23 protein-coding genes are annotated in these 23,181 nt (G+C 38.6%); all 23 read right to left on the bottom strand.

The window, feature by feature from the left end:
* Positions 1-181 precede the first annotated feature (181 nt).
* Positions 182-1,303, bottom strand: coding sequence for a non-hydrolyzing UDP-N-acetylglucosamine 2-epimerase (gene wecB / locus SPK86_RS09150; RefSeq protein WP_330949169.1), 1,122 nt, complete (start codon positions 1,301-1,303; stop codon positions 182-184).
* 71 nt (positions 1,304-1,374) lie between these two features.
* Complete coding sequence (gene upp, locus SPK86_RS09145) at positions 1,375-2,004, bottom strand: uracil phosphoribosyltransferase (RefSeq protein WP_284140130.1); 630 nt, start codon at positions 2,002-2,004, stop codon at positions 1,375-1,377.
* A gap of 166 nt (positions 2,005-2,170) precedes the next feature.
* On the bottom strand, positions 2,171-3,406 hold the full coding sequence (gene glyA, locus SPK86_RS09140) for a serine hydroxymethyltransferase (RefSeq protein ID WP_330949168.1): 1,236 nt from the start codon (positions 3,404-3,406) through the stop codon (positions 2,171-2,173).
* A gap of 23 nt (positions 3,407-3,429) precedes the next feature.
* Positions 3,430-4,005, bottom strand: coding sequence for a TIGR01440 family protein (locus tag SPK86_RS09135; protein WP_284140132.1), 576 nt, complete (start codon positions 4,003-4,005; stop codon positions 3,430-3,432).
* Between the two features lie 111 nt (positions 4,006-4,116).
* Positions 4,117-4,563, bottom strand: coding sequence for a ribose 5-phosphate isomerase B (rpiB, locus tag SPK86_RS09130; RefSeq protein ID WP_330949167.1), 447 nt, complete (start codon positions 4,561-4,563; stop codon positions 4,117-4,119).
* 159 nt (positions 4,564-4,722) lie between these two features.
* A complete protein-coding gene (locus SPK86_RS09125) occupies positions 4,723-6,021 on the bottom strand; it encodes a methyl-accepting chemotaxis protein (protein WP_284140134.1) in 1,299 nt (432 codons plus the stop codon).
* Positions 6,022-6,047: 26 nt separating this feature from the next.
* Complete coding sequence (locus tag SPK86_RS09120) at positions 6,048-6,650, bottom strand: low molecular weight protein arginine phosphatase (protein ID WP_284140135.1); 603 nt, start codon at positions 6,648-6,650, stop codon at positions 6,048-6,050.
* Between the two features lie 197 nt (positions 6,651-6,847).
* Entirely contained in the window at positions 6,848-7,402 is a 555-nt protein-coding gene (locus SPK86_RS09115; RefSeq protein WP_284140136.1) for a manganese efflux pump MntP, read from the bottom strand.
* Positions 7,403-7,501: 99 nt separating this feature from the next.
* Positions 7,502-8,524, bottom strand: coding sequence for an L-threonylcarbamoyladenylate synthase (locus tag SPK86_RS09110; protein WP_284140300.1), 1,023 nt, complete (start codon positions 8,522-8,524; stop codon positions 7,502-7,504).
* A 319-nt stretch (positions 8,525-8,843) separates the two neighbouring features.
* Complete coding sequence (locus tag SPK86_RS09105) at positions 8,844-9,245, bottom strand: hypothetical protein (RefSeq protein ID WP_330949166.1); 402 nt, start codon at positions 9,243-9,245, stop codon at positions 8,844-8,846.
* 72 nt (positions 9,246-9,317) lie between these two features.
* Positions 9,318-9,926 carry a stage II sporulation protein R gene (gene spoIIR / locus SPK86_RS09100; RefSeq protein ID WP_284140138.1) on the bottom strand — a complete coding sequence of 203 codons (609 nt, stop codon included), beginning with the start codon at positions 9,924-9,926 and terminating at the stop codon, positions 9,318-9,320.
* Positions 9,927-10,030: 104 nt separating this feature from the next.
* On the bottom strand, positions 10,031-10,903 hold the full coding sequence (prmC, locus tag SPK86_RS09095; protein WP_330949240.1) for a peptide chain release factor N(5)-glutamine methyltransferase: 873 nt from the start codon (positions 10,901-10,903) through the stop codon (positions 10,031-10,033).
* Position 10,904: 1 nt separating this feature from the next.
* The gene (gene prfA / locus SPK86_RS09090) at positions 10,905-11,975 is read right to left on the bottom strand and encodes a peptide chain release factor 1 (RefSeq protein WP_284140140.1); all 1,071 of its coding nucleotides are present in this window, start codon (positions 11,973-11,975) and stop codon (positions 10,905-10,907) included.
* Between the two features lie 281 nt (positions 11,976-12,256).
* A complete protein-coding gene (locus tag SPK86_RS09085) occupies positions 12,257-12,877 on the bottom strand; it encodes a thymidine kinase (RefSeq protein WP_284140141.1) in 621 nt (206 codons plus the stop codon).
* Positions 12,878-13,124: 247 nt separating this feature from the next.
* On the bottom strand, positions 13,125-13,370 hold the full coding sequence (locus SPK86_RS09080; protein ID WP_284140142.1) for a type B 50S ribosomal protein L31: 246 nt from the start codon (positions 13,368-13,370) through the stop codon (positions 13,125-13,127).
* Positions 13,371-13,524: 154 nt separating this feature from the next.
* Positions 13,525-14,811, bottom strand: coding sequence for a transcription termination factor Rho (gene rho / locus SPK86_RS09075; protein ID WP_284140301.1), 1,287 nt, complete (start codon positions 14,809-14,811; stop codon positions 13,525-13,527).
* Positions 14,812-15,276: 465 nt separating this feature from the next.
* Positions 15,277-16,242 carry a class II fructose-bisphosphatase gene (gene glpX / locus SPK86_RS09070; RefSeq protein ID WP_284140143.1) on the bottom strand — a complete coding sequence of 322 codons (966 nt, stop codon included), beginning with the start codon at positions 16,240-16,242 and terminating at the stop codon, positions 15,277-15,279.
* Between the two features lie 124 nt (positions 16,243-16,366).
* Positions 16,367-17,656, bottom strand: a complete 1,290-nt coding sequence (locus SPK86_RS09065; RefSeq protein WP_284140144.1) for a UDP-N-acetylglucosamine 1-carboxyvinyltransferase — start codon at positions 17,654-17,656, stop codon at positions 16,367-16,369.
* Positions 17,657-17,975: 319 nt separating this feature from the next.
* A complete protein-coding gene (gene fsa / locus SPK86_RS09060) occupies positions 17,976-18,617 on the bottom strand; it encodes a fructose-6-phosphate aldolase (protein ID WP_330949165.1) in 642 nt (213 codons plus the stop codon).
* 103 nt (positions 18,618-18,720) lie between these two features.
* On the bottom strand, positions 18,721-19,584 hold the full coding sequence (gene fba, locus SPK86_RS09055; RefSeq protein WP_284140146.1) for a class II fructose-1,6-bisphosphate aldolase: 864 nt from the start codon (positions 19,582-19,584) through the stop codon (positions 18,721-18,723).
* Positions 19,585-19,816: 232 nt separating this feature from the next.
* A complete protein-coding gene (locus SPK86_RS09050; RefSeq protein WP_284140147.1) occupies positions 19,817-20,176 on the bottom strand; it encodes a response regulator in 360 nt (119 codons plus the stop codon).
* A 277-nt stretch (positions 20,177-20,453) separates the two neighbouring features.
* On the bottom strand, positions 20,454-22,064 hold the full coding sequence (locus SPK86_RS09045) for a CTP synthase (protein WP_330949164.1): 1,611 nt from the start codon (positions 22,062-22,064) through the stop codon (positions 20,454-20,456).
* 310 nt (positions 22,065-22,374) lie between these two features.
* Positions 22,375-22,887, bottom strand: coding sequence for a DNA-directed RNA polymerase subunit delta (rpoE, locus tag SPK86_RS09040; protein ID WP_284140149.1), 513 nt, complete (start codon positions 22,885-22,887; stop codon positions 22,375-22,377).
* Positions 22,888-23,181 lie beyond the last annotated feature (294 nt).

Below are 23,181 nucleotides of genomic sequence, written 5' to 3'. Positions count from 1 at the left end.
TAATAAATGAAAATAATACATCTGCGAATCGTTTTCATTTTATGAAAAACTAGCACTTGGGTAGCTTCCCTATCGCTGTAATCCTTTAACTGCCGATCGTTGATTTCCTTCCACTCTCCCACAACAAAAAGGTTTCGTTCATATGAACGAAACCTTTTTATACCTTGTACTGTAAGAGCGATTATTTTTCCGTCTTAAAGTAATCTATAATCGCATCTGCTATCCGTCGTGATGCTTTACCATCTCCATATGGATTAGATGCTTGCGCCATTTCTGCATGTTTTACATCATTTGTTAAAAGTTCATTAGCAAGTGAAAAGATTGTGTTCTCATCCGTACCTGCTAGCTTTAATGTTCCAGCCTCGATTCCTTCTGGACGTTCTGTCGTATCCCTTAGAACAAGGACTGGCACTCCTAAAGATGGGGCTTCCTCTTGGACACCACCAGAATCTGTTAAGATGAGATGGGCACGAGCAGCAACGTTATGAAAATCGATCACCGAAAGCGGCTCAATTAAATCAATTCGATCGGTTTCTCCTAAAATAGCAGCTGCTGTTTGGCGAACTACTGGATTTAAATGAACTGGATATATAACATGGATATCCTTATGTTCATCCACTAGTCGTTTAATTGCTCGAAACATTTGCTCCATGTTATTGCCTAGATTTTCACGTCGATGTGCAGTCATTAAAACAAGACGCTTGTCCGCGATTTCATCTAAGATAGCATGTTTATAGGAATCATTTACCGTCGTTTTTAATGCGTCGATGGCTGTATTACCAGTAACAACAATATGATCTGCACGTTTATCTTCCTGTAATAGGTTTTGCTTTGATTTTTCTGTTGGAGCAAAATGCAGATCCGCGATTACTCCGGTTAGTAGACGATTCATTTCTTCAGGATACGGAGAAAACTTATCCCAGGTACGTAAACCAGCTTCAACATGGCCGACTGCAATTTTATTGTAAAATGCTGCAAGTGAAGCAGCAAACGTCGTACTCGTATCACCGTGCACTAAAACCATGTCTGGTTTAGTTTCTTTCATCAATTCATCTAATCCTTCTAAAATACGTGTGGTAATTTGTGCAAGTGATTGCTGTTGCTTCATTACATTTAAATCGTAGTCAGGCGTAATATCAAAAATCTCTAGCACTTGATCGAGCATTTCACGATGCTGCGCAGTTACCGTAACAATCGGTTCAAATACGTCCACTCGTTTCTTTAACTCTAATACTAATGGTGCCATTTTGATCGCTTCTGGTCGTGTACCAAAAATCGTCATAACCTTTATACGCTTCCCCAATATATTCCCTCCACTTTTTTCTGAAAGTGCATTCACTTTCTCTTGTTTCGGAATGCAACGCTTCAGCCTAGTTATCTTGTTCCATATAAACGATCGCCTGCATCTCCAAGCCCTGGAATAATATACGCTTTTTCATCTAATTTTTCATCGAGAGCTGCTAAATAAATATCAACATCTGGATGTGCTTCACGAATTCGCTCGACACCTTCAGGCGCACCAATCAAGCACATTAAGCGGATATGTTTCGCACCACGTTTCTTTAAAGAATGGATGGCATCATTTGCTGATCCGCCTGTCGCTAACATTGGATCAATCACAATTAATTCACGTTCAGATATATCAGAAGGAAGCTTTATATAATATTCTACAGGTTCAAGTGTCTCTGGGTCACGGTACAAGCCAACATGGCCAACTCGTGCAGCTGGAATTAATTTAAGCATGCCATCCACCATACCTAAGCCTGCACGCAAGATTGGAATTAGTCCAATCTTTTTTCCTGCCAATACTTTTGCATTCATTTCCATTACAGGCGTTTCAATTTTTTCTTCACGTAATGGTAAATTTCTTGTGATTTCAAATGCCATTAACATAGCAACTTCATCTACAAGCTCGCGAAATTCCTTTGTCCCCGTATTCTTATCTCTTATGTACGTTAATTTATGTTGAATTAACGGATGATCTAAAACATGTACATTACCCATAATGTGTCCACTCCTTCTTATTAATTACATCTTTAAAATTGTACTGAAAAATTGATTAGGATTCAAGCATCGTTTTAATTTCCACTCTTATCCTTTCAATTATAGCGCAGATTCATGCATGCACTGAAAAAAGGATACTCCCTAAAAAGGAGCATCCTTGACCAAGTTATGCATATAACGGAAACGTGGCTGTAAGTGCAGAAACACGAGCTGCCGCTTCCTTTAGCACCGCTTCATCTTCATGATTTTTAAGGGTTAATGAAATAATCGCAGCAATCTCCTTCATTTCCTTCTCTTTGAATCCACGTGTTGTTACTGCTGCTGTTCCAATACGAACCCCACTCGTTACAAATGGACTCTCTGTATCAAACGGGATTGTATTTTTATTGGTCGTTATGCCAATTTCATCCAATACATGCTCCGCCACTTTTCCAGTTAAATGTAATGGTGTTACATCTAATAGAAGCAAGTGGTTATCGGTCCCACCAGATACAATACGAATTCCTTCTTCAACGAGCGCTTCACCTAAAACCTTTGCATTTAAAATAATTTGTTGACAATACACTTTAAAATCATCGGATAGTGCTTCTTTAAAAGATGTTGCTTTCGCTGCTATCACATGCATCAATGGACCACCCTGCATTCCTGGGAATACCGACTTATCAATTTTTTTCGCATATTCCTCCTTACACAGAATCATACCACCACGTGGGCCACGAAGGGTTTTATGTGTTGTTGTCGTCACGAAATCCGCATATGGAACAGGATTTGGATGCAAGCCTGCGGCAACAAGTCCTGCAATGTGCGCCATGTCGACCATTAAATACGCGCCAACTGCATCGGCAATTTCTCGGAACTTTGCAAAGTCAATTGTACGAGAATAGGCACTTGCACCAGCAACAATTAGCTTTGGCTTTACTTCCTTTGCTTTATGGAGCACATCATCATAGTTAAGCTGTTCGGTTTCTTCGCTTACACCGTAATCGACAAAATTATATAATGTCCCACTAAAATTCACAGGACTTCCGTGCGTTAGGTGACCTCCATGATTTAAATTCATGCCAAGCACCGTGTCACCTGGTTGCAAAATCGTAAAGTAAACAGCCATATTCGCCTGTGCGCCTGAATGCGGCTGAACATTCGCATGCTCTGCCCCAAAAAGCTGTTTTGCACGATCTCGTGCTAAGTCTTCTACAACATCAACGTATTCACAGCCACCGTAATAACGTCTTCCCGGATACCCCTCTGCATATTTATTCGTTAAAACAGAGCCCATTGCTTCCATGACTGCTTCAGAAACAAAGTTTTCTGAGGCAATTAACTCAATCTTATCTTGTTGACGTTTTTTTTCCGCCTGTATTGCTTCATAAAGTGCTTGATCTGCTTGTTTTACATGCTTCATGAAAAATCCCCCTGTTTTTTAAATTAATTGCAGCTTTGATTTAGAGACGAATCTTGATAAACTGCGCGTTCGCCACCAATTAGCTTTGGTCTTGTCTTTGCACCATTCAGCCGTGCGTTACCAATTGTTTTTGTTTGAAAGCGGAGCGGAACTGCTACATGTTTAAGCTGCATGCCAATCATCGTTTCACCGATATCAATTCCCGCATCCGCTTTTATGCTCTCCACCACGACCGGGTGCTTTAAATGCTTGTAAGCATAGGTGGCCATCGCGCCCCCTGCTTTTCGATGCGGAATTACGGAAACGGCTTCAAGCTGGGAACGTTTCATCGTTTCCTGCTCCACAACCAATGCCCGATTTAAATGTTCACAGCATTGGAAAACAAGCTCAATACCTGTTTGTTTTTGCAACTGCTGCAATTGCTTAAAAATAGCGGCTGCGATTTCTTCGCTTCCGGCTGTACCAATCCGCTTACCTGCTATTTCACTTGTCGAACACCCGACAACGAATAGATCGCCTCCATTTAGATAGTCGTTATCTACCCATTCAGTAATAAGCGTTTTCATATCTGTTTCTATTTGCTGCAATAGCTCTTTCATTTAAATCACCTCGATCGTTCCATTGAATGAAGCTCACCTTAACGAAAGAAAAATTTCTGAAGAAAGCAGGAAAAGATATAGTCCTTCCCTGCCATTGTTCAAAAATCCTATTTATTCGTGTTTATTTTCATACAAAGTGATTTTTTCAATTCTTCGTTCATGACGTCCACCTTCAAATTCTGTTTCCAGCCATGTCTTCGCAATCTCTCTAGCAAGACCTGGGCCAATAACTCGTTCACCCATTGCTATCATATTCGAGTTATTATGCATTCGCGTTAGCTTTGCGCTATAAACATCATGCACTAACGCACAGCGAATTCCTTTTACTTTGTTAGCTGAAATAGACATGCCAATACCGGTTCCACAAATTAAAATGCCTCGATCAAATTCACCGTTCGCTACACGCTCTGCAGCTGGTAAAGCATAGTCTGGATAATCAACCGAGGTTTCACAGCTACAGCCTGTATCCTCATATTCGATTCCCATCTCATCTAGCAAGCTTTTTACTTCATTACGAATTGTCATTCCTGCATGATCGGCTGATAATATTACTTTCATTTTTTGTCCGCTCCTTTATTTCTTGATGTCATCCATAATAGCTTCATTTTACACTATTTCAAAAAGTAAAGACAACCAGACTGTCACTTGTAACATTTCACTCTAACAGCTTTATTCTAACAGAATATGACGTATATTGTTAACAATTGGACTATACGTTTATGTGAGCTTAAACTGTTGAATTTGTTTATTTAACGTACTCGCTTGTATCTCCAATTCATGTGCCAGCTTGTCTACCGTATCAATCGTAACAGCTTGTTCTTGAATCGATGCATTTACTTCCTCAGCTCCAGCAGATGTTTCCTCGGCAATTGCTGCCACTTCTTGAGATTGTGATGCCGTATTTTGAATGGACTCAAGCTGTTTATCGACTAGCGAAGAAATAGATTCAATTTCCATTGCTACTTCTTCGACTGAAGTTGACATTTTTCCAATCGATGCATTTGTATGAGCCCCATTTTCCGCTTCTTTTTTTGCATCATTTACATTTTCGTTAATTTGAATAACAACCTGTGAAACATCTTCTTGAATGGCTGTAATCAATGCTGAAATACGTTGTACAGCATCTCCGCTTTGATCAGCAAGCTTCCGTATTTCCTCGGCAACGACCGCAAAGCCTCTACCATGCTCACCCGCTCTAGCAGCTTCAATCGAAGCATTTAATGCTAACAGATTGGTCTGTTCAGCAATTTCACCAACCATTGTAATAATGGATTCTACCTGCTCCGCGTTTTGCTTTAGATTATCGACATCCTTGAGGGAAGCTTCCTGCTCTTCCACCATTTTTTGGATTCCTGCTACAAGCTCGTTCACAACTAACGTGCTTTCCTTCAGCGTTTCCAGCATCGTAGTCGATTTCTTACTAGATTGTACAGCTTTCCCTTGCACTTCTTCTGCAAGTGTTGTTGCAAGCTCTACCGCTTCTACAGTTTGTTGTATCGCCTCTGAAGAGGTTTCTGCACCTTTTGAAATGTCGCTAATTGATGCACTAATTTGTCCGGAGTACTGTGCAACTTGGTGAGATGCCTGTTTCATTTGCACAACGGTGTCATTTGTCTGCTCAAAGTGCATATCAATATTTTGCACCATATTCCGAAGATTTGTCAGCATCGTATCTAATGCAAGGCTAAGCGCACGAATTTCATCATCCGAATTGGAAATAGAAACAACCTGGTGTAAGTTTCCATTTGCAGCTTCTGTTGCAACATGCTCTAACTTTTCAAGTGGTTTCGTAATAAAACGAGCAGCTACATAAGCAAGGACACCAGACCAAATAATTCCCAACAATAAAGTGATAATCGTAAATGCTTCCATTGATAATGACCATGAAAAATAGGACGTAACGGCATCATGTACATAATACAAAAAGAAGGCACTTGTTGAATATGTAATCAATGCTAAAATTGTCGTGAAAAGCATTAATTTCACCCGTAAGCTAAACCGATATTTTTTCTTCATTTTCTTCCTCCTGATAATGAGCTTGATTATTTCATTTTTTTTATTAATAGCTCAATGTATGTATCAAGTTCTTTCATTGTTTCATAATAAATTTCAAAATCTCCACCAAAGGGATCGGATATATCATAATTAATAAGGCTTTTCTCTAACTGTCTGATGACTTCAACATCTTCTTTCACATGCTCCCGAAGTCTTTCGTTAAGCGTCGCGTTATCTAGCTTATGCTGATTTTCATGAATAAAAGCTGAGCGCTTTTCTGCATAATCCGCATACCTTTTCTTTAACTCTTCCCATACATTTTTATCGGCTTCTGAAACAAATTCCTTAAGCGTAAAATACTTTTCTTGAAAATCTGGGAATTGCATAATTAGCGATTTTTTATGATCTGTTGTCATCGTTAGTACAACATCTGCCCAGTTTAATATTTCGGTGGTAACTGGAGAGGATTGATGGTCTAGCATTATATCTTCTTGTGCTAAAACATCGATTGCTTGTTGGCTCGCTCGTTGGTTTTTTGCAGCAAACACCCCAGCTGATTTAACGTTAGCATTTGGTAGTTTATGCTTTAACAAGGCCTCTGCCATTGGACTTCGGCATGTATTTCCCGTACAAACAAATAATATTTTCATTCATAGCTCCTCCCACAGCTCCTATTTTATAGGACCATTGTCTCATTTTATCCCGCTTACATCCAATAATATACCATAAATGGATGTACTTGTAGAGAAACAAAAAAGTAGGATATTAATGCTAATCCTACTAATTAATAACTATACTATTGGATTTATAAAGTACTAGAATAATGGCCATTATCGTCATTCAAAAGTTAGCCAAAAAGAATTAATAATCCAAACGCACATAGAATACTTCCTCCTAATATTTCACTATATGCGCCGATCCATCGATTCATTTTTCGACCGAGTAACATTCCTAACCACGTCAATACCATACTTGCGGTACCAAATAAGCCAAGCGCTAATACAGTTTGCACACCAGAAATGCCCAAGCTTAAGCCAACAGAAAAACTATCCATACTAACACTAAGCGCAAATAAAAATAATCCAATACCGGCAATATTCCATAGGCTTCTTACTTCATGATTAAATGCTGAAAATAACATATGAGAACCAATAGCGACTAACAGTAATCCACTTGTCAATGTTGCTAAATTTCCTATCTTATCGGATATCGCTTGTCCAGCCAATATTCCTAAAAGGGGCATAAGCACGTGAAAAATACCAATTACGAATCCTATTATCGCTATCTGTTTTAATCGGATTCGTTGCATTCCAATTCCAAGACTAACTGAAAATGCATCCATCCCTAATGCAATAGACATAAAGAACAATGAAACAATTTCACCAAGTGTTTGCTCTGACATATAAATCCCCCTTGGACATGCTTGTTAACTATATGCATGTCTAAGCGGGATTATGTCTCAGCAATTTGCCTCCAGAACATGATAAAATTTATCGTTGATTCATTTTATCCACTTTGTCGCAGCTTTTTGAAGTCTATTCATAATGGCTTCACCAATCCCCTTATCAGAAAACGTTTGGCAAATAATCACATCGACATTTTCTTCCTTAAAGGTTCTTAGTGCATCATATAAATGGGAAGCAATATCTCCTAAATCATCGCCTAAAGCGATAACATGGTCAGCATCAAGCTGTGTCGCCATATCCGTATCTGCCATCACGCCGACACGTTTACCTAGCTTCTGTTCTGCTTTCACTGCTTCTTGAATTTTCCTTAATCCACCTGAATATAACCACAGTGGAACATCTGGTGAATAATGCTTGTACTTCATTCCTGGCGCTTTAGGCTGATCTTCTTTGTTCATTAAAGCTGGATCGACCATTACAGGTCCAACAATTTCTTCTAGCTCTTCTTTTGTAATTCCACCAGGACGTAGAATTATAGGAATATCACTTGTGCAATCTACTACTGTTGATTCTAATCCAACACCAGTAGGTCCACCATCTATGATTCCAGCTATTCTTCCACTTAAATCCTCCCATACATGTTCAGCAGTTGTCGGACTGGGCTTTCCAGACAGATTTGCACTGGGAGCCGCAAGCGGAACTTGAACAATTTGCAATAACTTTTGGGCAACAGGGTGACTTGGTATGCGTACACCGACCGACTGTAATCCAGCCGTAACATTGGTAGCACACGTTCCGTTACTTGGTAGCACATAGGTTAGTGGTCCCGGAGAAAAAGCTTCAATTAATTTATCCACATAAGCTGGCACGTTTTCCACAAGCTTCATTAACTGTTCTTTTGTTGCTACATGGGCAATTAATGGATTATCTTGCGGACGTCCCTTCGCCATAAAAATTTCTTTAACAGCTTGCTCGTTTGTTGCATCTGCACCTAATCCATAAACGGTCTCTGTTGGGAACGCCACAGTGTAACCTTCCTCTAACAGCTTTGCGGCAGCCTTTATTTGTTCGATTGTTTTCTCTTGTTCATTTCTTATATTCCAACGCTTTGTTTCCATCATTAATGTACCTCTTTTCTATCCTACATTCTAGTCGAAAGTAGAAGGTTACGCAAAAGAAAAAGAACTATTTTTATCCACAAAAAATGTATACAAGCTCCTGTTATTATCCACAGTTTGCCTGTATACGTTATATCTTTACAAATACGTTACTTTTACTTATATTATGATCGAGTTAAGAATAACTTGTGCACAAATTATCCCCAAAAAATGTGGATTATGTGCATAACTATGTTAACAACTCAAACTTTAATATGTTATTGTACTTTCCACTCTAGGCAGCCTCTTTCTTCAATTCTTGATAAATCCATTTTACCAATCAAGAAACTTGATATGCCCACCAGTTCCCGCCATCCTGTGGATATTTATCTGTTACCTCTTTTGTTTGGTGTGGATAAAATTGCAATGCTTCTAATAAGAGATCTACTACTGGTTGATGACTGTGTACATATACTTTTTTGGCATTTTGGCCTTTTAGCATTTGAAGAATTGATTCAATTAATACAGGTAAGCTTGCTGCTGCTTCTTTCGCAATATATAACTGCTTTAACCAATATATATCCGCTTCCATGTTTGTTAATCGAAAGCATCCTTGAATCCTATCATCCATATAGACAATATACCCATCTTTTAACAGGCCTTGCTTTTCCACATTTTCCGTTGTGTGTAAAAACTCCTCAACCTGTTCGATTGGCGCTCGATATGCTGCTACTATTTTCATCCTTTTCACCTCTACTTTTTTTAATAGGTTAAAAACTGTAATTTCTATCATTTTATGCAGTCAGCTTTAAAGCTATGACAATCCAAGCCACTCAAATAAGAAAAATTTAACTTTCACCGGTTCTTCTTCATCTTCTTCCGGTTCGATTAATTCTTTTTCATCTGTTTCGGCTGCTACGGTCGTACCATTTGAAAAATCCAAGAAGCAAAGCGGAGGAAATAGGACACACCACCAATTGGCACCTTCTCCCGCACCAATCGTAATTAATACTGCTTCATATTCTCCAGCAGGGTATAAATAAGAGCCATATAGCTTTGTAGGAAAAGTAACCTTTTTCCCATAGGATACGTTTACTTTATGTGAAATTGATTTTTTCTGTAAGGTTTTTTCCACTATTTCTTTAATTTCTGGAATTTTAGTTTGAAGTAATGCTCTTGCTTCGTTAATATCTGTAATGTGTGCAACCCATTTTGTTATTTGCTCATTTACATTATCTCGCACTAAACGTTTTATTTTCTGATCTGCTTCCGCATCACTATTTGCCAGAATTCGTAGCCGGATTGCCTCATCAGGAATAACCTGATAGTCGACTGCTCCATCTCTTTGCTCGCCTTTTCCGAAAGTTGGAATCGATAGAAATAGGATAGTAAAAATCATAACGATAAATAATAGCTTTTTCATGAATAATGCCCCCCCATTAACTTATTCACAGTATGGGCAGGGCAGATCGATTTTAAACTAGTATTCTATTATTTTTATATAAATAACGTTCGATCAGCCTTTCATCATTTTGAAAGCAGTGCTGTAACGATACGATCCTTCTTATTAATATCTTGAATAACCTTTGGAGCACTTTGCGGAAATTTTGATTTGATCATATCTGACACCGCATTTCCTTGCTCATGTCCAATTTCCAAACTAAGCATACAGGATTCCTTCATTACATGAGGAACTTGCTTGATTATTTTTTTATAAGCAGCTAGTCCTTCTTCATCAGCAAACAACGCAATTTCCGGGTCAAAGTCTTTTACAGTATCGGAAAGAAGAGGTTCCTCAGCACGACTAATGTAAGGCGGATTTGAAATAATAATATCAACAGTCCCTTGTTGATCGATGATTGGCTGCAGAAAATCCCCCTGTAAAAAGTGAACATTTGCACGTAACTGCTTTGCGTTTTCCTCTGCAACTTGTAATGCTGCTGTTGAAATATCAGTAGCAAAAACCTGTGCATTGGGAAGCTCTAATGTAAGAGTCGTTGCAATAACACCACTACCTGTTCCAACGTCGACAATTCGAGGCGTTGCATCATTAGAAAAATGTTCTTGCACATAAGAAATAGTGAAGGCTACTAATTCCTCTGTTTCAGGACGTGGAATTAATACATCTTTATTCACTTGAAAATCACGTCCCCAAAACGTTTCTTTCCCAATCAGATGTTGTACTGGTACGCCTGTCTTTGCATGCTGTATTATAGCCGCCTCAAAGCTTGCCTTCACTTTAGGTGTAATTCGTTCACGCATGTTCGCAAAAAAGGCAGATCTAGTCATTTGCAGCTCATGCTGTAAAAGTAATTCCGCTACCCTCGGCTCACGATGATGTTTTTCTAAAAAAAGAGAAGCCCATTCCAGGACTTCATATTGCTTCCACTTGTTTTGCATATTACTCACCAATTTGCTCTAGTTTTTTCGTCTGTTCTTCAACAAGTAATGCATCTATAAGCTCACTTAGCTTACCTTCTAGAATCTGATCTAGCTTTTGAATAGTTAGACCAATACGATGATCTGTTACACGGTTTTGTGGAAAATTATATGTTCGAATTCGTTCAGAACGATCTCCCGTACCTACAGCTGATTTTCTCGTTTCATCATATTCAGCCTGGGCTTCCTGTTGAAATTTATCATAAATTCGAGCGCGAAGCACCTTCATCGCTTTTTCCTTATTCTTTATTTGCGATTTTTCATCCTGACAGGAAACAACGATTCCTGTTGGAACGTGGGTAAGACGAACAGCGGACATTGTTGTATTTACACTTTGTCCTCCTGGTCCACTAGAAGCAAATGTATCCACACGAATATCTTTTTCGTGTACTTCCACTTCTACATCCTCTGCCTCAGGAAGTACAGCTACTGTTGCCGTTGATGTGTGGATTCTTCCACCAGATTCTGTTTCAGGTACACGCTGTACACGGTGGGCACCATTTTCATATTTTAGCTTCGAAAAAGCGCCGTTTCCATTTATCATAAAGATAATTTCCTTATATCCGCCCACACCAGTTGAATGTGCTTCTATGACCTCTGTTTTCCAGCCTTGGCTTTCTGCATAACGCGAATACATGCGGTAAAGATCTCCAGCGAACAATGCCGCTTCATCTCCACCAGCTGCCCCGCGAATTTCCATAATAACGTTTTTATCGTCATTCGGATCTTTTGGAAGAAGTAAAATTTTCATTTTTTCTTCCAGCTCCGTCTTTGCTTCGGTTAACTCGGATATTTCCATTTTAACCATGTCATACATGTCACTATCTAGCTCATCTTCTAGCATTTCTTTTGCATCTTTTAATTGGCTTGATACATCCTTATATTCACGATATGCCTGAACAACGCTTTCTAGTCCAGACTGTTCCTTGGAATATTCACGTAGTTTATTTGTATCGCTAATAATTTCTGGGTCGCTAAGCAACTCGTTCAACTTATGATAACGATCCTCCAGCGATTGTAATCGTTCTAACATTCCGTTCACCTCACTCAGATTAACAGTATAATTATAGTATAGACACGGTTAGAGGTCAAAGTTTGTTTTTTTACGTTTATTTGAAGTGAATCATTTTTTTGACAGCAGCAAATAAACGTACAGTATACTTTGTGAAAAAACGATGTGTTGATTTACGTTTTTGCTGAAACGCAAATCGCATGTCCAACCAATCTGTTTTAAAACTAAAAATCACCTCCGATAATATGCAGCTCAAAAGTTATTCTCGCTTAACTTTTAAGCTGCAATGTACCTGAAGGTGACTAATTAGAAACTTTCATAATCTGTTCTTGCACTTGCTGGCTTGGTTTATTCGGTACCTCATGATGATGACGACATCTCGGTTCATATGATTCTGATGCACCGACTAAAATAATTGGATCATCATAAGAGGCTGGATTGCCATCAATTAACCGTTGCGTGCGACTTGCAGGCGAACCACATACTGGACAAATCGCATTGAGCTTCGTGACAGACTCTGCTAATGCCATTAACTTAGGCATCGGTCCAAATGGTTCCCCACGGAAATCGGTATCCAACCCTGCACAGATAACACGCATACCTCGATTGGCCAACTCGTCCACTACATCAACTATATGTTCATCAAAAAACTGTATCTCATCAATTCCAACGATATCTACCGTATCATCAATATGATCAAAAATTGCCTGCGAACTCTCTACAGGACGTGCCATTACAGAATTGCCATTATGAGAAACAACAGCTTCCTCCGCATAGCGATTGTCTATAACTGGTTTAAAGACGCGAACGTTAAGATTTCCATAGGTTGCTCGACGCACGCGACGAATAAGCTCCTCTGATTTTCCAGAAAACATGCTACCACAAATTATTTCTACCCATCCACTTTGTGTCATTACATACATGCAAAGGGAACTCCCTTCCATTAATTAATATTATCTTTTTTATGTTTATATGTAATCTAGTTTATCATTAATCGAGACACTTTTCCTATTAAAATTTCACTCTGTAAAACCTCAAATAAATAAACCTTGGCATTGCTTATAAAGTAGAAAAAACAGGCAATCAACAATCACCTGTTTTTTCTGTTTCAAAAAGAAAGCTTTGGCTTTAGAGATTCCATTTATAGAAATCGACTAAAACCGAAGCTTTTTAATTCATGTTATATTTTTTCTTAAATCGATCTACGCGGCCGCCAACTTTGTCAGCTTTTTGCTTGCCAGTGTAGAATGGGTGTGAATCCGAGCTAATTTCCACACGGATTAATGGATAGGTGTTTCCATCTTCCCACTCAATTGTTTCTTCTGAGTATTTTGTAGATCCACTTAAGAATTTAAAATCTGAGCTAGTATCAAGGAATACAACTTTTCTGTATTCAGGATGAATGCCCTTTTTCATATCTTTCCACTCCTTTATGCCCTGAATCCTTAGGAAACAGAGTTGTTCGGTGCAATACCTTTTGTAAACTCACGTTAAGATTATAACAGTGTAGTCCACTGATTGCAATAGATAGATTAGAATCGAAAAATAAAATTCGTTTTAAATCGTCTTTTTACTGCCGCTTTAATCCTCGACGCTTCATCTCTTCATCCATTTGCTGGAGAAATTCTTCATTGTTTTTGGAAGCCTTTAATCTTCTTAGGAAGCGGTCCAGAAAATCATGGGAATCCTGCATTGTTTTCCGAATCGCCCACATCTTATCTAGATGGTTTTTATCAACAAGCAGTTCTTCTTTTCTTGTACCTGAGCGTAAAATATCAATTGCCGGAAAGATTCTTCGTTCCGCAAGATTACGATCAAGATGGAGCTCCATATTACCTGTTCCTTTAAACTCTTCATAAATTACGTCATCCATGCGTGAACCCGTGTCCACTAATGCTGTTGCAAGTATTGTAAAGCTTCCACCTTCCTCGATATTTCTAGCTGCTCCAAAAAATCGTTTTGGTCGATGGAATGCCGCAGGATCGATCCCACCGGAAAGCGTACGCCCACTTGGTGGAATAACAAGGTTATATGCTCTTGCAAGCCTTGTAATACTATCCATTAAAATGATAACATCCCGCTTATGCTCTACTAAACGCATTGCCCGCTCTAGTACGAGCTCTGAAACCTTTATATGACTTTCAGGTAATTCATCAAACGTAGAGCTAACAACATCTACATCTGGATGCACGGAACGCTCAATATCTGTTACTTCTTCCGGACGCTCGTCCACAAGCAGAATAATCAACTTTGCTTCTGGATGATTCGTAGAAATACTATTTGCAATTTGCTTTAGAAGCATTGTTTTTCCAGCTTTAGGTGGAGCCACAATAAGTCCACGCTGCCCAAACCCTACCGGTGTCATTAAATCCATGATTCGCGTGGATAGTTTTTTTGTTTCTGTTTCTAAATTCATGATACGATTTGGATATAATGCTGTTAATGCAGGAAAATGAACACGCTCTTTTGCTGTTTCCGGATCATCCCCATTTACTGCATCTACATGCAGCAAGCCATAATAACGTTCATTTTCTTTGGGCGGTCGTACTTTTCCAGAAACCTTATCCCCATTACGCAAATCGAAACGACGAATTTGCGAGGCAGAAATATAAATATCCTCAGCACTTGGAGAATAGTTAATAGGACGTAAAAATCCAAAGCCTTCAGAAGGAATAATTTCTAGTATACCATCCATAAATAAAAACCCATCTTTTTCAGCTTGCGACTTTAAAATTGCAAAGATAAGCTCCCGCTTCGTTAGTTTTGCGTAATAAGATATTTTATATTCTTTCGCTAATGTATATATTTCTTTTAATGTTAGTTCCTCTAATTGCGAAATAGTTAATGACAATAAAATCACCACACCTAATTTTTTTTACATCATCTATCACAGTGGATAAACAATTTTATGCATGAACCCAATTATCGCCAACGATTTAGTTTATAAAACGATTTCATAAAAACCCACTTGTTTATTATTTCACTTTATATTCGTTGGATCAGTTGGAAGAGATTTCACTTCTTTGTTCGTAGTAATTGTTTTTTAAATGAAGGTTAATTTAGAAGCTAGAATGGAAGTTTTTAATATAGCGTTGCACGATAGAGCATATTTGTTCAGAAACCATGCTCATTTGTATCGTATCCAATCTTCTACATACTTAAACATCTACAATAATACTTGGTTTTCCTGTGATATTCAACTTTTTTATGTTAGTTTCATAGAATCTCGGTTTTTTAGAAAAAACGCTGGTTAATTAAAGGTAACCAGCGTTTTTACATCTAGTCATCCTATCATAACGAGTATCTAATTATTATTGCTTGCTTAACCCATTACAAGATTTGGTTTTTTCTTAAGGCTATGCTCGCCATCAATAAAGCGAACCGTTCCGCTTTTTGCTCGCATGACAACAGTTTGTGTGGTTGCTTTTGTGCCTTTAAATTGGACTCCTTTTAGAAGTTCTCCATCTGTAACTCCTGTTGCAGCAAAAATAGCATCGTCTCCACCACAAAAATCATCCATCATAAATACTTTATTCAAGTTAGAAATGCCCATCTTCTCACAGCGTGTTCGTTCCTCATCATTTGATGGAATGAGCTTTCCTTGTATCTCCCCACCAAGACATTTAAGCGCAACAGCAGCAAGCACACCTTCAGGGGCACCACCAATACCAAATAAAATATCGACACCTGTATCATCAAACGCCGTATTAATAGCTGCTGCTACATCCCCATCAGGGATCAATTTAATACGAGCGCCTGCCTGACGAATTTCTTTAATTAGTTGTTCATGACGAGGGCGATCTAGAACAATGGCTACAACATCTTCCATTGCCTTGTTTTTCGCTTTAGCTACCGCTTGCAGATTTTCTTCTGTAGAAGCATTAATATCGATCTTACCGACAGCCTCTGGGCCGACAGCTATTTTTTTCATATACATATCTGGAGCATGAAGTAGTTGTCCATGATCCGCAATTGCAATAACTGCAAGGGCGTTCCATGTTCCTTGGGCAACAATATTTGTTCCCTCCAATGGATCTACTGCTACATCAACTAGAGGACCGGATCCAGTGCCAAGTTCTTCCCCAATATATAACATTGGCGCCTCATCCATTTCACCTTCTCCAATAACGACGGTTCCTTGCATTGGTATTGTATCAAAAACGTTACGCATCGCAGTTGTTGCTGCATCATCTGCTTCGTCTTTTTTACCTCTACCCATCCAGCGTGCAGACGATAGCGCAGCTGCCTCTGTAACGCGAACTAGTTCCATAGTTAAACTTCTTTCCATGTCATCCATCTCCTTTATTAAAAATACCCTCATCCCAAGAAAGTATTTTTATACAAAGATGGCTTTACGCACACTTGATTTCATGGTTACTCTGTTTATGTAGAAACCTTTTGTTTGGCATACATTAAGAGTTTTGAAACTGAATAATTTCTTCCTCTGTCATATCTTCACGCCAAACATTTGCACCAAGCGCATTTAATTTCTCTGTCATTTGTTCATAGCCTCGATCAATATGCTCTAATCCCGTTATTTCCGTTACCCCATTCGCCATTAATCCGGCAATAACTAGGGCCGCTCCAGCACGTAAATCAGTAGCTTTGACACGAGCTCCTTCTAGTTGAACAGGTCCAGAAACAATCGCTGATCCACCTTCAACCTTTATTATAGCATTCATTCTCCGCAATTCGTCAATATGTTTTAAGCGCGCACTATAGATCGTATCGGTAATCACACCGGTGTTTTCTGCTTTTGTCAATAACGAAGTAAAGGGTTGCTGCAGATCTGTTGGAAACCCTGGATAAACCAAGGTTTTGACGTCCACACTTTTCAGCGGACCTCGAGAAGCAATATAAAGCTGATCATCTTGTTCTTCGACGGTAACTCCCATTTCACGAAGCTTTGCAAGTAACGATTCCAAATGTTGCGGAATGACGTTATCAATAATAACTTCTTCTCCCGCAGCAGCGGCTGCAATTGTATATGTTCCAGCTTCAATTCGGTCTGGAATAATCGTATGTTTACACCCATGCAAAGAAGGTACGCCCTCAATGCGAATGACATCTGTTCCAACACCTTTAATCTTTGCGCCCATGTTTGTTAACAGTGTTGCTACATCAATAATTTCTGGCTCTTTTGCAGCATTTTCAATAATCGTCTTACCTTTTGCTTTTACTGCCGCAAGCATAATATTTATGGTTGCACCAACACTGACAACATCCAGATAAATTCTTGCTCCTCTTAATTCATCTGCTCGCAAATAAATAGCACCCTGTTCATTTGTCACTTCAGCTCCAAGTGCTTCAAACCCCTTGATATGTTGATCAATTGGACGCGGCCCTAAAAAACAACCGCCAGGGAGTCCAATAACCGCTTTTTTAAACTTACCTAGCATTGCTCCCATAAAGTAGTAAGAAGCCCGAAGCTTTTTCACTTTCCCATTCGGCAACGGCATGGAAATCATATGCTCTGGATTAATGTGAATCGTTTGATCAGGACCCCATGATACATGACCACCTATTTCTTCCAGAAGCGATGCAAGTGTATATACATCAGAAATATTCGGAAGTCCTTCCAATGTAATTTCAGAATCGGCTAAAATTGCTGCTGGAAGCAAAGCAACTGCACTGTTCTTAGCACCACTGATTCGGACCTTCCCATTTAACAAATGACCGCCTTCTACCAACATTTTCTGCATTCAAAACCCTCACTTTTTGATGACGTACAGGACGTCGCGTTCTGAGCCGATTAAGCTATAAAGCGACTACTTGATCTATCCGCTTTTCACAAATTATGCTTTATTTCCCTTTAAAACACAACTATTTCCCATCTCTATGCGCGTATTCATAACAATCGTAATAAAACGAGAATAGATGAGGCTGAGTCAAAATAATGCCCAGCCCCGTCACATTATTAATTTAAAGAACTTATTTCATTCATTATTGTCTACTTCGTCAAATTCTTTAGCATGAATTAACATCGGGAATCTCCATGATATCAATCACACGTTTCGTTTTTTACTTTTGATTGTTCCAATCAGCAAGAAACTTTTCAATCCCTTGATCTGTTAATGGGTGCTTAACAAGCTGTCCTAGCACACTGTATGGAACCGTAGCAATATGAGCACCATGTAGAGCGGCATCAGTAACATGCAACGGATGACGAATGGAAGCAGCAATAATTTCTGTTGTAATTGCATGACGATCAAAAATTTCTGCGATCGTAGCGATTAGTTCCATGCCATTATGTCCAATATCATCCAATCTACCTAAAAATGGAGATACGTAAGTTGCTCCTGCTCGAGCAGCTAGCAAGGCTTGGTTCGCATTAAAAATTAAGGTTACATTCGTTTTAATATTTAAATCACTAAACGCTTTTACCGCCTTTAACCCCTCTAATGTCATAGGTACTTTAACGGTGATGTTTGGAGCAATTGCTGCAAGCTCTTTCCCTTCTTTGATCATTCCTTCTGCATCTTCGGAAATAACTTCCGCACTAACCGAGCCAGAGACTTCTTCTGTTATCTCGCGCAAACGGTCATGAAAAGAAACGCCTTCTTTTGCAACCAGACTTGGATTGGTTGTTACACCTGCCAAAACACCAAGCGCATTGGCTTTACGAATATCCTCAATATTTGCAGTGTCAATAAAAAATTTCATGTAACTTGATCCTCTCTTTCACCTTGAAGACTACTTTTAATTATTTTAAATGACTTCTATATCAAAGCTCATTATATGCTGCTTAAAATTAAACATGTATGCTTTACGCTTTTTGCGAAGAACCAAATTCGCGCATTTTACCAATAACGGTTGCCTTAATCGCATCTCGTCCTGGCCCTAAATATTTACGTGGATCATAAACATCCGGATTTTCAGCAAGTACTTCACGTACCGCTTTTGCTTGTGCAATCTGATTTTCTGTATTCACATTAATTTTTGCAGTTCCTAGCGAGATAGCTCGTTCAATATCTTTCGTCGGGATACCTGTTCCGCCATGTAAAACAAGAGGAACTCCAGTCAGCTTCATAACTTCTTCCATCCGATCAAATCCAAGGTTAGGCTCTCCCTTATATGGACCATGGACCGATCCTAAAGCAGGTGCAAAACAATCAACCTTTGTTTCTCTAACTAATTTATCACACTCTTCCGGAATCGCATACGCTTGCTCCGCCTCATCAACAATCAAATCATCTTCTTGACCACCGACACGTCCAAGCTCTGCTTCTACTGATACACCGTGAAAATGAGCTAGCTCTACTACTTTTTTAGTAATTGCGATATTCTCATCTAGCGGCTCTGCTGAGGCATCAATCATGACAGACGTAAATCCTGCATGAATTGCCTTTGCGCATTGTTCAAAACTAGATCCATGATCTAAATGAATGGCCACTGGCACCGTTGTCCCATACTCCTCCATCAATGCCTTTACCATTTCAACCACGACTTTATAGCCACCCATGTATCTGCCAGCACCTTCTGAAACACCAAGAATAACTGGGGATTTTTCTTCTTCTGCTGCTTGCAAGATAGCTTGTGCGTATTCCATATTGTTCAAGTTGAATTGCCCTACTGCATAGCCATTTTCTTTTCCTTTATTCAACATTTCTTTCATCGATACTAATGGCATATTACATCCTCCTTTTTTATGGTGTTCAAAGAGGTTAAATGCATACTACCTTTTGAACATTCTTCAAGATGAAGTTAATCTGACTGCAATTAAATTAACGTCATCTATAGAATACCAACTCAAACCCTAAGTCGCAACAATTGAGGTAATTCTAAAAAGAGGAAGAAATAATGAATAAAGCAAAACCTACATCGCTCTTTGCATGTAGGTATGAAGGTTGGCTATAATGTAATCAATTAAATACAGATTCGACAATTTTGCAAACATCGATTACGTTGAATGGTTTTCCTAATATCCGTTTCACCATAGGTATAGCTTCTACTTCTTGTTTAATCGATTCCATCATTCCACTCATTAATATGGTTGGTATTGAGACGTCATTATTTTGTAGCTGTTCTAACACTTCTATCCCGTCTAGGATAGGTAATTTATAATCGATTAACAGAAGATCAAATGTCTGTTGCATTAATTTATCTAATGCTTCTTGTCCCGTGTTGGCTGTTTCAATCGCATATCCTTCGTTCGTTAAAATTTCTTCCAAAAGTAACCGAATACCTATTTCATCATCGACAATCAATATTCGCTGATCCATACCATATCCCCCTTTATAGCATTCCACGTTTATCCCCATTTGTTACTTTCTATAAACCCCCCTTAAAATCCTTCTTTTTAACGAACAATCGACAATTTTACCGTACTTTATAGTAATTATATATAGAGCATCCAATAAACATTACGTTTCAGCTGTTGCTTTTGAGACCTGCTCTACTATTTTTAGGGCTTTATTACTACTTTTAAGACGTTTTTATATTTTTTAGAGGAAACAAAATCCAGCAGATAATACTTTTCTGCTGGATTTTGTTAATGATCTAGTTCCCATTACTATTTTTAACAGAAGCTCCGATAAACCCTTTAAACAAACTATGTGGATTTGTTGGACGAGACTTAAACTCCGGATGGAACTGGCAGGCTACAAACCAAGGGTGGTCCTTTACCTCAATTGTTTCAATGAGTCGTCCATCAGGACTTGTACCTGAAAATATTAGTCCCTGCTCTGATAACTGGTCACGATATGCATTATTAAATTCATAACGATGACGGTGGCGCTCTTCAATCATATCGACGTCACCATAAGCTGCTTTGGTTTTCGTACCATCTACTAATTTACATGGATATTTCCCAAGTCGGAGCGTGCCACCTAAATCAGATAACCCTTCCTGTTCTGGAAGTAAGCTAATAATTGGATGTGGTGTATTAGAATCAATCTCTGTTGAGTGTGCACCAGCCAACCCAACTACATTTCGAGCAAATTCAATTGTGGCAAGCTGCATACCAAGACATATACCAAAGAATGGTATATTATTTTCACGTGCATAGCGAATAGCTTCTATTTTTCCATCGATACCACGGTCTCCAAATCCCCCAGGCACAATGATACCATCTACATGAGATAATTTTTCATCAATCGTTTCATTATCAAGTGCTTCTGAATTAATCCAATGAATCTCAATGTCTGCATCGAATTCATAGCCAGCATGTTTTAAAGCTTCAACGACGGATAAATACGCATCTGGTAATTCAACATATTTCCCAACAAGACCGATATTGATTTTCTTCGTTAGGTTTTGAACTTTACTTACAAGATCATTCCACTCATCCATATCTGCTGAAGCACAGCTCATTCCTAAATGATCACAAACCAATTGATCTAGATGTTGTTCTTGTAACGCAATTGGCACTTGATAAAGGACTTCAGCGTCCTGCATTTCAATAACTGCTTGTTCGTTAATGTCGCAGAAAAGGGCAATCTTTTCTTTCATTTCTTTACTAATTGGTAGCTCTGTACGTAACACAATTGCATCTGGTTGAATGCCTAATGATCGCAATTCCTTCACACTGTGCTGTGTTGGCTTTGTTTTCATTTCTCCAGCCGCCTTTATATAAGGCACTAACGTACAGTGGACATACATCACATGTTCTTTACCGATATCATTTTTGATTTGACGGATTGCTTCTAGAAATGGAAGAGACTCGATATCTCCTACCGTTCCTCCAATTTCCGTAATAACAACATCTGCATTTGTTGCTTCTCCTGCACGAACGACTTGCTCTTTGATTTCGTTTGTAATGTGCGGAATCACTTGCACTGTGCCGCCTAAATAATCACCGCGACGTTCTTTTTTTATTACACTGGAATAAACTTTCCCTGTTGTAATATTGCTATACTTATTTAAATTAATATCAATAAAGCGTTCATAGTGACCTAAATCCAAATCCGTTTCTGCTCCATCCTCTGTTACAAAAACTTCTCCATGCTGATACGGACTCATCGTCCCTGGGTCGACATTAATATATGGATCAAACTTTTGAATCGTTACCTTTAATCCACGATTTTTTAATAATCTTCCTAATGATGCAGCAGTGATTCCCTTTCCTAAGGATGATACAACACCGCCAGTGACAAAAACATACTTGGTCATTCTCTTATCCCTCTTTCTTTATAATTGGTAAGTAAATAAAAAAATGCAATTGATCGTGCGCCTATTCTTATCATGCTCCATGCACACTGATTCATTGCGAAAAATATTGCAAAATAATGTATTTCATCATGTGGGTGCTTTCACTCATCGTTTAGAAAATAACAGTTACTTGGTGCAACGATTCTTCCGCTACAACCTATCTAAAACAAGAAAAGCGCCTCCCCACCTAGGGGAAACGCTTGGATATTCCAAATTTAAGGAGCCCAATAAAAATTGTACTCATCCAGCATGGAAAAGTCAAGCTACCTTTTTATTTTTCTTCTTCCTCAGATTCATCCTCTTCAAAATCCAAGTCATCTTCAAGATCGTCTTCTTCATCTTCTAGATCTTCGTCATCAAGATCTTCATCATCATAATCTTCGAATTCATCATCAAAGTCGTCTTCATCTATATCATCAACTTCAATCGCTTCGTCTTCTTCTTCAAAGTCCAAGTCATCTTCCACAATGGCCGCTTTTTTCTTCTTTGCTTTTTTCTTTTTTGGGACCATAATCACTTCATCAATTTGTTCAACAGGATACCAACGTTTTAAGCCCCACATATTAGATCCAATCATCATAAAACGACCATCTACATTCAAGTCCGTATAAAACTGTGCGATGTAATCGTCTTTTTCTTTATTTGTCAATTCTTTTAGATCAGCAATTTTGTCAAAAATGTCTTTAAAATGAATTGCTTTCTTTTCATCCAACAAAATGAGGTCTGCCAATTCAATCATTGACATTTGCTTTAATTCCTCGCGGCTATAATTTTTCAAGCTCACGTTACCGCACTCCCTTTTCTTATGTTATTGAGGCTTTTCGCCTAATTTATCTTTACATATTTCATCAGCCTGTAATTAGATACAGGTAAATAGCTGTAAGTAGAAGTTTTTTCCATTTATGCAGTATAAATCATACCATACATTATAAACAAATAATAACCGATTATGCTAGCATAAAAAATTAGATACGCCTTTGAAAAACTCTGATTATTATACTGCATAAATGATGAAAAGAAAAGCGATTAAGCGAAAACCTCTAATATTAGCCATTACTCGATTATTCTTCCACACCGA

The sequence above is a fragment of the Virgibacillus sp. MG-45 genome (assembly GCF_036409425.1).
Lineage (GTDB): Bacteria > Bacillota > Bacilli > Bacillales > Amphibacillaceae > LDC-1.
This window is presented reverse-complemented; position numbering and strand designations above follow the sequence as displayed.

What these genes read in the sequence shown, in the direction of transcription:
- spoIIR (WP_284140138.1), bottom strand. Translation starts at nt 9,926, where the DNA reads ATGAAAAAGCTATTATTTATCGTTATGATTTTTACTATCCTATTTCTA.
- SPK86_RS09045 (WP_330949164.1), bottom strand. Translation starts at nt 22,064, where the DNA reads ATGACCAAGTATGTTTTTGTCACTGGCGGTGTTGTATCATCCTTAGGA.
- prmC (WP_330949240.1), bottom strand. Translation starts at nt 10,903, where the DNA reads ATGCAAAACAAGTGGAAGCAATATGAAGTCCTGGAATGGGCTTCTCTT.
- SPK86_RS09110 (WP_284140300.1), bottom strand. Translation starts at nt 8,524, where the DNA reads ATGGAAACAAAGCGTTGGAATATAAGAAATGAACAAGAGAAAACAATC.
- fba (WP_284140146.1), bottom strand. Translation starts at nt 19,584, where the DNA reads ATGCCATTAGTATCGATGAAAGAAATGTTGAATAAAGGAAAAGAAAAT.
- glpX (WP_284140143.1), bottom strand. Translation starts at nt 16,242, where the DNA reads ATGGAAAGAAGTTTAACTATGGAACTAGTTCGCGTTACAGAGGCAGCT.
- glyA (WP_330949168.1), bottom strand. Translation starts at nt 3,406, where the DNA reads ATGAAGCATGTAAAACAAGCAGATCAAGCACTTTATGAAGCAATACAG.
- SPK86_RS09050 (WP_284140147.1), bottom strand. Translation starts at nt 20,176, where the DNA reads ATGGATCAGCGAATATTGATTGTCGATGATGAAATAGGTATTCGGTTA.
- rpiB (WP_330949167.1), bottom strand. Translation starts at nt 4,563, where the DNA reads ATGAAAGTAATATTATCAGCCGATCATGCAGGAATGACAATTCGTAAT.
- SPK86_RS09125 (WP_284140134.1), bottom strand. Translation starts at nt 6,021, where the DNA reads ATGAAGAAAAAATATCGGTTTAGCTTACGGGTGAAATTAATGCTTTTC.
- SPK86_RS09085 (WP_284140141.1), bottom strand. Translation starts at nt 12,877, where the DNA reads ATGTATGTAATGACACAAAGTGGATGGGTAGAAATAATTTGTGGTAGC.
- SPK86_RS09115 (WP_284140136.1), bottom strand. Translation starts at nt 7,402, where the DNA reads ATGTCAGAGCAAACACTTGGTGAAATTGTTTCATTGTTCTTTATGTCT.
- SPK86_RS09120 (WP_284140135.1), bottom strand. Translation starts at nt 6,650, where the DNA reads ATGAAAATATTATTTGTTTGTACGGGAAATACATGCCGAAGTCCAATG.
- SPK86_RS09080 (WP_284140142.1), bottom strand. Translation starts at nt 13,370, where the DNA reads ATGAAAAAGGGCATTCATCCTGAATACAGAAAAGTTGTATTCCTTGAT.
- upp (WP_284140130.1), bottom strand. Translation starts at nt 2,004, where the DNA reads ATGGGTAATGTACATGTTTTAGATCATCCGTTAATTCAACATAAATTA.
- fsa (WP_330949165.1), bottom strand. Translation starts at nt 18,617, where the DNA reads ATGAAATTTTTTATTGACACTGCAAATATTGAGGATATTCGTAAAGCC.
- prfA (WP_284140140.1), bottom strand. Translation starts at nt 11,975, where the DNA reads ATGTTAGAACGATTACAATCGCTGGAGGATCGTTATCATAAGTTGAAC.
- SPK86_RS09105 (WP_330949166.1), bottom strand. Translation starts at nt 9,245, where the DNA reads ATGAAAATAGTAGCAGCATATCGAGCGCCAATCGAACAGGTTGAGGAG.
- SPK86_RS09135 (WP_284140132.1), bottom strand. Translation starts at nt 4,005, where the DNA reads ATGAAAGAGCTATTGCAGCAAATAGAAACAGATATGAAAACGCTTATT.
- SPK86_RS09065 (WP_284140144.1), bottom strand. Translation starts at nt 17,656, where the DNA reads ATGCAGAAAATGTTGGTAGAAGGCGGTCATTTGTTAAATGGGAAGGTC.